This window comes from Microvirga sp. KLBC 81, from assembly GCF_003075415.1.
GTDB lineage: Bacteria > Pseudomonadota > Alphaproteobacteria > Rhizobiales > Beijerinckiaceae > Microvirga.
Genome location: NZ_QDAH01000145.1, coordinates 1 through 7,432, shown reverse-complemented (window position 1 = coordinate 7,432; position 7,432 = coordinate 1). Strand labels below are relative to the sequence as shown.

Here is a 7,432-nt window from a genome sequence, read left to right as displayed (position 1 = left end):
GCCGAAGATCCCGCCGCTCGCCACCCTCGTCATCCAGTCAGCCTGAGGCCCGCGGCCCCCAAAACTGCCCCGCTTACTCGAAAGCCACACTTCGGCTCCCCGGTTAAGTTATTGATGCTGCGAGCTACAGCTTAGCCAGAAGAAGCAAAGCAGGGCATCGCTACGATGGAGGGAGAGGCGATCCGCCACCTGCCAAAGCAGCATCGGTATGGATCGAGCACGGTGCGGCCGGCAAGCGGTTCCGGACGGCCCTCTGGAGAGCAGTGAAGGCGCTGAATGGCCGCAGACGTCTTGTTTTTAAGCCATTTCGGCGGGCTCCAGGAAAGCCCTCCCCGCTCCGGCTGGTTAACAAAATGGCTTGAGAAACGTCTTCAAACGATCGTTAAATGGCGCACGTAAAACTGTACAAAGCGGCCTAAAGCAGCTTGAAATTGTTGCCCTACAAGCTTACATACATCTCATGGCACATGCAATTACCATGAGAGAGCTCCAGAAGCTCTCCGCAGCTTCGATTGAGCGGCTTCCCGGGGCGGTTCCGGTGCAGAGCGACGGCCGGACGGTCGCGCTGCTCGTTCCGCTGCGGCCCGCCTCCGAGGCGGCCCGGGCCCGCTTCCGGGCAGCTCTGGCACAGGCGCAAGCCCAGCGCTCCCCCGAGGAGCAAGCCGCCCTTGATCGCGAGTTCGGTCCTTGAGCCCACCGCGCGCAGTTTCCGCGGCCCTGGTGGTCGACGCCAATATCCTTGTCGCTGCCGTTCTGGGCTCATCGACCGGCCCGCACTTAGACCTGATCTCAGGACGGCGGAGTCTGATCACAAGCGAGGCGGCCTTTGAGGAGGCTTATAAGGTGGTCGGGCATGTCAGGCCCAGTGATCTCTTTGTTCTTGAGAGCCTACTTGATCTGGTGACCATCATCGCCCGAGAGGACGTCGCCGACGAGGACTTGGCGGCGGCAGAAACGGCTCTCAGGATCGCTCCAGCCTCCCGCAACGGCAGTGTTACCGATGCGCATCTGCTGGCGTTGGCCTGGACCTTGGATGCCGACCTGTGGAGCCATGATCGTGATTTCGCAGGCACCGGTTGGCCGTCATGGTCGACAGCGAACCTGCTAGCAGCCGTCTAGAATCCTGCCGCTCCATATGTTCAATTCGAGCGCAACATCCTGATCGAGATAAACGGCTCTGATGGCTCTCTCCCCTACCCCGAAACGGCGCCTGATCGGTTACGCCCGCGTGTCGACCGAGGACCAGATCACGGACGCGCAACTCATGGAGCTCAAGGCGGCCGGCTGCGTGGTCGTGCACCAAGAACACGGTTCTGGCGCGTCCCGGGCCCGTCCTGTTCTGGCTCGTCTGCTCAAAGAGATCCAGGCCGGGGACGTCCTGGTGGTCGTGCGCCTCGACCGCTTGGCGCGCTCAGTGAGCCACTTGCTCGAGGTCATTGAAGGCCTGGAGAAAAAGGGGGCGCATTTCAAATCACTCCGGGATCCAATCGATACTTCAACCCCTCAGGGCATGTTCTCGCTCCAGGTCCTCGGCGCGGTCGCTCAGTTGGAGCGGTCTTTGATCTCCGAGCGCACCAAGGCCGGTCTCAAAGCGGCGAAAGCGCGTGGCAGGATCCTCGGCAACCCGGGCATGCGGGAGCGCCGGCCGGAGACAATCCGCAAGCTCCGAGCCACCCGTGAGAAGACGTATCTCGATGAACTCATTGTCACGGCCGATCAATGGATGCCGACTGTGCGCCGGATGCGGCCCGTGCACAGCTGGGAGGAAGTGGCCCGGGTGCTCAACAGCAGGGGGCAGGATTGGACGGGAGGACGGTTGCGCCGGGCAGTCGGCAGGATGGTTACACAGCGCATGGCAGATGCGTCCCTGCTTGAACGCACCCCTCCCCGCTCGGCGGAAGACCGTTTGGTGACGCTGATCGCCGGGATCGCCATGACGGACCCGGATCTGTCGCTTAGGGACATTGCGGCCCAACTGGAACAGCTGCGTGAACGGACCCCACGTGGGGGCCTGCAGTGGTCTGCTTCGTCCGTGAAACAGCAACTCGATAAAGCCCGGCGAATGGGTCTAGTCGCGACTAGCGAGCCATATGTCTAGTCGAACTTTGCGGCGGCGAACCTTGGAGCGTAGACACGAAGTTGATCGCGACCAACTTTTTGAGGTTGGCGGGAAGGTCTCACGTGTGGGCAGCTGATAAGTATCTCGACAGGCAGATTTCCTCCCTTCAGGGTAAAGTCCTGAAATTGGAGGTTCTGAAAGGCGCGAAAGGGGAGGTGGCTCAGATCCTCACGGATATTCAGCACGTGTAGGGAGAGGATGATCCACCTTAGCTTCTCAGCCATCACCTGGAGCGTGTGGATGATGCTGCGATCGGTCTCCTTCTTCGAGGCGAGGTCAGGCCTGTGCGCGAGCTGCTCGGCCGATTTGAGTATGAGGCAGCCGTGCAGCGGAAACTAAAGCAAGTGCGTAGGCGACGCGCGAGTTTTCGCTGAAGGCTTGTCCCCGCATGTCCAGAGAGCCCATGTTACACAAATCCGCGGGGCAAGAGTCCCTGTCCCAGCACGGTGCAGCTCGCGCCCATCGGACTTCGAATATCTTGCTCCCGAAGCGACCACGCCTTCTCGTGGTCGGATAACCGAGTGGATTGAAGGCCACCCGGACCTCGCGATCCTCTCCTTTAATGGCATAGTCGAATGGTTGATGCTCATGCCCGTGGATCGAGAGCCTCGTTTTCGGAAAATGTTCCGGATTGAGGTTACTCACGAAAAACGAGTTCGTGAGATCACGGCGATAACCAGCGCGGATTGAATCAGGGAAGGGAGCATGATGCATCACAACCATATTCGTTCTTGCTTGCTCACGGAAGCTGGGTAGCACCAAGTGGAGATCGGTTCACCTCTAGACCGTTCTGCCGACGACCTTGCAGCAATCGAGGAAGCGCTTCGCCCTTAGCTGAGTGGCCGGTCGAGGTAGGTCCAGAGTGTCGCCACGGTAAACCTCGCGCCATCGATCGGGATGAGGTTACCTCCGCCATTCGGAAATGCGCTGCCGAGATAGTCGTGATTGCCGTTCACATGAGTAACTCGAATTCCGATTTCGCTCCGGATCGTCGTCAACACCTCAGTACGCACAACCGAATTCGGATGCGTGCCGCCGGAGATCACAAGGGCCTCGACCTCGACCTGCCTAGGCCAGGAGACGCTATCATAGACCGGGAACATTCCCTCAGGCACGGCGAGAGGAGAGGGTCTTTGCGCTCCTGGTGGAGATTGGACATGTATGCGATGCGGAGCATCGACACACTCTCACCGACAAGGACGGAGTTAGTCGCGACCAGTTTTTTACGAGGCCTATCGGCTCCTAATGCGCCTTTACTTCTGTCGGCTCAAAGGGAAGGCTTTATACTGGGAGTTGGTCGCGACCAACTTTTCTAGCCCAAACTCAATGCTGTCCTCGTGGCAGACGCTTGCCACAAAGACCCTAGCTCATCGGTAACCAGTAAGGAGCCATGAGCAGGCCGAAAGCATAAAAAGTTGGTCGCGACCAACTTTGCTCCCACCGCAGTGAAAGATCAAAACAGCGCTCGTCGCAACGTCTCGTGCCGAATGGTTAAGAGGCAATCGCCCGCGGACCTCACGACTCATCGCGCCTGATAATAGGTGGTCGTCACTAATGCCACGTTTTAACATGTCGCTCAGAGGACCGTCAGCGCTTGGTGATCTGTCTGCTCAGCGTCGGATCAGATAAGACCACACCACTGAAATATACGTGTTGGTCGCGACCAACTTTTCCGCGTAACACAAAAAATTCGCACATCGCGCGTCCAGTGCTCGCTCGCTTAACGAAATGTTTACCCTCTCAGAGCTGAAGTGGATCAGCGCATTTTTTCCGATTTTAGATCCATTCAGCGCAGAAGCCGGCGGAGACCCAGATGACGGCACAGCCTAACAGCATTACCGCGCATTCAGAGATTACGGTGCCATCGAAGCCGAGCCTGAAGCGGCAAATCTCTGTTGATGCGAATGATTTGCAATCGAAGCTCGAGGCTCATCAAAAACGCATCTATCCGCCGCTTGCGAAGAAAAGCATGCGCCGGCTGACATCGGCCGAGGTGTCAAAGTTCCTCGGTATTCACGAGGGATATCTCCGACAGCTGGCAGCTGAAGGCAAGGCGCCTCTGCCTGAGGTACAGCCGAATGGCCGCAGGACTTACGCGATCGAGGAGATGAACGTCCTCCGCGAATTCCTCGAGGGTACTAAGTCACCTCGTCGATACGTGCCTCATAGAGGGGAGGGGGAGAAGCTTCAGATCCTCTCAGTCATCAATTTTAAGGGCGGCAGCGCGAAGACGACGACGGCATCCCACCTGGTTCAGTATCTGGCACTCAAAGGTTACCGAGTTCTGGCCATCGATCTCGACCCTCAGGCCAGCCTGTCAACGATGTTCGGCCATCAACCGCTGCTGGATGTCGGCTATAACGAGACTCTCTATGGAGCGCTGCGCTATGACGATGAGCGCGTCGGAGTAGAGCAGATCATCCGCTCAACCTACTTGCCTGGGCTACACCTTATTCCAGGCAACCTTGAGCTCATGGAATTTGAAACGACCACGCCCAAGGCCGACGATGTAGCGCTCTTCTACACCCGGATCACAGAGGCTCTCCAGCCCGTGGCTGAGCATTATGACATCGTCGTGATGGATTGCCCACCGAACCTCGGCTTCTTGGCGATGGCCGCTCTATGTGCGGCCACGTCGCTTCTGATTACCATCCATCCGCAGATGCTAGACGTGCTCTCAATGGCTCAATTCCTGCGGATGACCGGAGACACCCTTGAGATCCTCTCAAACGCTGGCGCCAAGGAAGACTACGACTGGATGGGGTATCTTATCACGCGATATGAGCCGAGCGATACGCCTCAGAACCAGATGGTCGGATACCTTCGCTCCATCTTTGGTCCTCGCGTGCTCCAGAATCCTGTCCTGAAAAGCACGGCGATCGCGGACGCCGGCCTGACGAAGCAGACACTATACGAGGTCGATCGCAGCAAGTTCCACAAGGGTACATATGATCGTGCGATGGAATCGATCGATCTGGCCAATGGTGAAATTGAGGCTCTCATTCGCAGCGCCTGGGGGAGACAATAATGGCACGCAAGAACGTCCTTTTGGATGAGCCGGGTGAAGAAGCATCTGCAAGCCCAGATGCCTTCACTGCTCTGCAGGAGAAGATCTCGCAGGAGCTCGGCGCGCCATCGCCTGGTCCGACGTCGAACCGACCATTTGCACATATGGTGGCACCCAAGAAGCCGATGACTTCACCGCTGGCTGCGATCGCTGCAGGATCCGGAGCAGTTGCACGTGTGAAAGAGCTGGAAAAACAGCTCGCCGACAGCCAAGCCGTTGTAGAGATCGATCCTTCCCTCATCGAGGGCTCGATTGTTCCTGACCGCATGGCGGGCTCAATTGAGGATCACGATAAGCTCGTGACCTCGATCCGACTGAACGGACAACAGGTTCCGATTCTAGTCCGGCCCCACCCGTCTCAGCAGGGGCACTACCAAGTTGCCTACGGGCATCGCCGGCTTCGCGCCGTCACTGAGCTCGGCCAGAAAGTTCGCGCTGTTGTGCGCGACCTTACTGACGAGCAGCTTGTCGTCGCCCAAGGCCAGGAGAATAACGAGCGCACGAATCTGAGCTTCATCGAAAAAGCACGATTTGCCGCTCGCCTAGAGGACCGCAGATTTTCGCGCGAGACGATCCTGCAAGCTTTGTGCACCGATAAGGGCACCCTCTCGAAAATGATCTCGGTAGGGAAGGGGGTTCCGCTAGATATTATTGAGGCTATTGGTCCGGCGCCAGCTATCGGTCTCCGCCGTTGGAAGGAATTCGCTGATTTGCTAAACAAACGGACGCAAGACACCGTCCGGAAAGTCATTGAGAAGCCTGAATTCGAGAGGCGCGACTCTGACGCTCGGTTCGAAATGGTTTTCAAGGCTCTCATCATGAAGCCTGGGAAGGCACAGGTCTCGACCTGGTCAGCTCCCGATGGTGTGCGGCTCGCGCGTTACTCAGATAACGGCGAGAAATTCTCTCTTATTGTCGATCAAAAGTTTGCTCCGGACTTCGGACGCTTCTTGGTTGACCGCCTTGAGGCGCTTTACAGCGAGTACAAGAACAGCAGCGAGAAATAACTACTGTCATACAGCTACCGCTCTCCCTTTCCGAGCGGTAGCTGCTCTAGTTTCTCCGCTGCCTTTTGCAGCGCCTCGGCTAGCTGTGCGCAGAAGGTCTCCGACGATGTGATGGTATATTCAGTGTGGACCTTGCGCCCTCAAAAATGTCACAGGCGACGTCTGTTACAACAGCCTGCGCCTTCATCGCCATTACTGAAGCAGTCACACGTCGGAGACTGTCACGAACGCGCACCCACTGAGTCATCCTGCAACCATCAATAATCTCACAGGCTCGTTCGGTGACACAAATATGGCGCAATCGACACAATCCATCACGATCGTGAATCGGTCGGCCTGTGAAAGATTCCTGCTTTTCATTAGACCTCGAGTCCGCGGAGCACGACACTTGGGCTCATGTCTGAAAAGCTCAATGTCCTGGTCTTGAACCGCTGTGATCCGTCACAGAACGTGGCGCGCTTTTACGTCCTGCGCATTGAACCATCGCTCTTCGGCGACCCAACCTTGGTCCGGGAGTGGGGCCGGGTTAGTCAGCGCGGTCGCCAGCGGATCGAAATTCATCAAACAGACGATAGGGCCGCCGAGGCCCTGGAGTCTTGGCTTCGTCGCAAGCAGCGACCCGGCCACCGAGTGCGGGGCTTGTAGATCAGATTTGACTGAGTATCCATTGATCGCAATCCTACTCTTGCGAGGAAGGTGCTGGGACGCCCTGAGCAAGCCGTCCGGCAGATGCGTTTGGAAATGGCTCACCTTTCCAACCCTGATGTGTCTTCCTTCAATTTGAGGCATGATCCCCCTGTGGGAGTCAGGTCATCCAGTTGTCTCAAGCTCTTGTACATTGATCGGGACACTTTAAACTGATCGTTTGCAAACGATTGGTGAGAGGTTTTGTTTACCAGCCGAGGAGCGCTGGGCTTCCCTCAGGCCTGCTGAAATGGCTTAAAACAAGGGCTTCTAAGGTCCTAGGACAGCCCCGAGGCCTGCGTGAGTGCTCGTGCTCGGATCTCAAAAAGAAAACTGTGAAGTGGTTCACGATACAGCCCGTCACAACAGCACCCGTGCGTCCGCCAAAACGTAGTCAGGTGCCGATTAAGTTCTTATAGCCCAGCTATGTTGCGTTTTACCAATAACTTAGCTGTTGCCGCAAAGCGTGGCTTTCGGGGTAAGCGGGGCAGTTTGGGGGGCGAGGGATTCCTCCGGACCGGCTTTCGTGATTCACTTCATGCATGACGGTGCCGC

The 7,432-nt window shown here is 57.3% G+C and carries 7 protein-coding genes; 6 read left to right on the top strand and 1 reads right to left on the bottom strand.

Annotated elements, in window-relative coordinates; genetic code table 11:
- The first annotated feature begins 460 nt into the window (after nt 1-460).
- The 3 genes from DC522_RS31775 to DC522_RS31765 all read left to right on the top strand — a co-directional run bounded on the left by DC522_RS31775 (nt 461) and on the right by DC522_RS31765 (nt 2,098).
- Nucleotides 461-691 (top strand): hypothetical protein, encoded by a 231-nt coding sequence (locus DC522_RS31775; RefSeq protein ID WP_116532451.1) that lies wholly within the window; start codon nt 461-463, stop codon nt 689-691.
- Complete coding sequence (locus DC522_RS31770) at nt 688-1,119, top strand: PIN domain-containing protein (RefSeq protein ID WP_116532450.1); 432 nt, start codon at nt 688-690, stop codon at nt 1,117-1,119. Before DC522_RS31775 ends, DC522_RS31770 begins: the two co-directional genes overlap by 4 nt.
- A gap of 61 nt (nt 1,120-1,180) precedes the next feature.
- Nucleotides 1,181-2,098, top strand: a complete 918-nt coding sequence (locus DC522_RS31765; protein ID WP_116532449.1) for a recombinase family protein — start codon at nt 1,181-1,183, stop codon at nt 2,096-2,098.
- An 851-nt stretch (nt 2,099-2,949) separates the two neighbouring features.
- On the opposite strand, the gene DC522_RS31755 is transcribed toward DC522_RS31765, so the two are convergent.
- A complete protein-coding gene (locus tag DC522_RS31755; protein WP_116532447.1) occupies nt 2,950-3,222 on the bottom strand; it encodes a hypothetical protein in 273 nt (90 codons plus the stop codon).
- Nucleotides 3,223-3,932: 710 nt separating this feature from the next.
- On the opposite strand from DC522_RS31755, the gene repA reads away from it, so the two are divergent.
- From repA to DC522_RS31740, 3 genes are all read left to right on the top strand, one after another.
- Nucleotides 3,933-5,147 (top strand): plasmid partitioning protein RepA, encoded by a 1,215-nt coding sequence (gene repA, locus DC522_RS31750; protein ID WP_116532446.1) that lies wholly within the window; start codon nt 3,933-3,935, stop codon nt 5,145-5,147.
- Nucleotides 5,147-6,193 (top strand): plasmid partitioning protein RepB, encoded by a 1,047-nt coding sequence (gene repB / locus DC522_RS31745; RefSeq protein ID WP_116532445.1) that lies wholly within the window; start codon nt 5,147-5,149, stop codon nt 6,191-6,193. The genes repA and repB overlap by 1 nt, the downstream gene beginning before the upstream one ends.
- Before the next feature lie 396 nt (nt 6,194-6,589).
- On the top strand, nt 6,590-6,838 hold the full coding sequence (locus DC522_RS31740) for a WGR domain-containing protein (protein ID WP_116532444.1): 249 nt from the start codon (nt 6,590-6,592) through the stop codon (nt 6,836-6,838).
- The last annotated feature ends 594 nt before the right edge of the window (nt 6,839-7,432 follow it).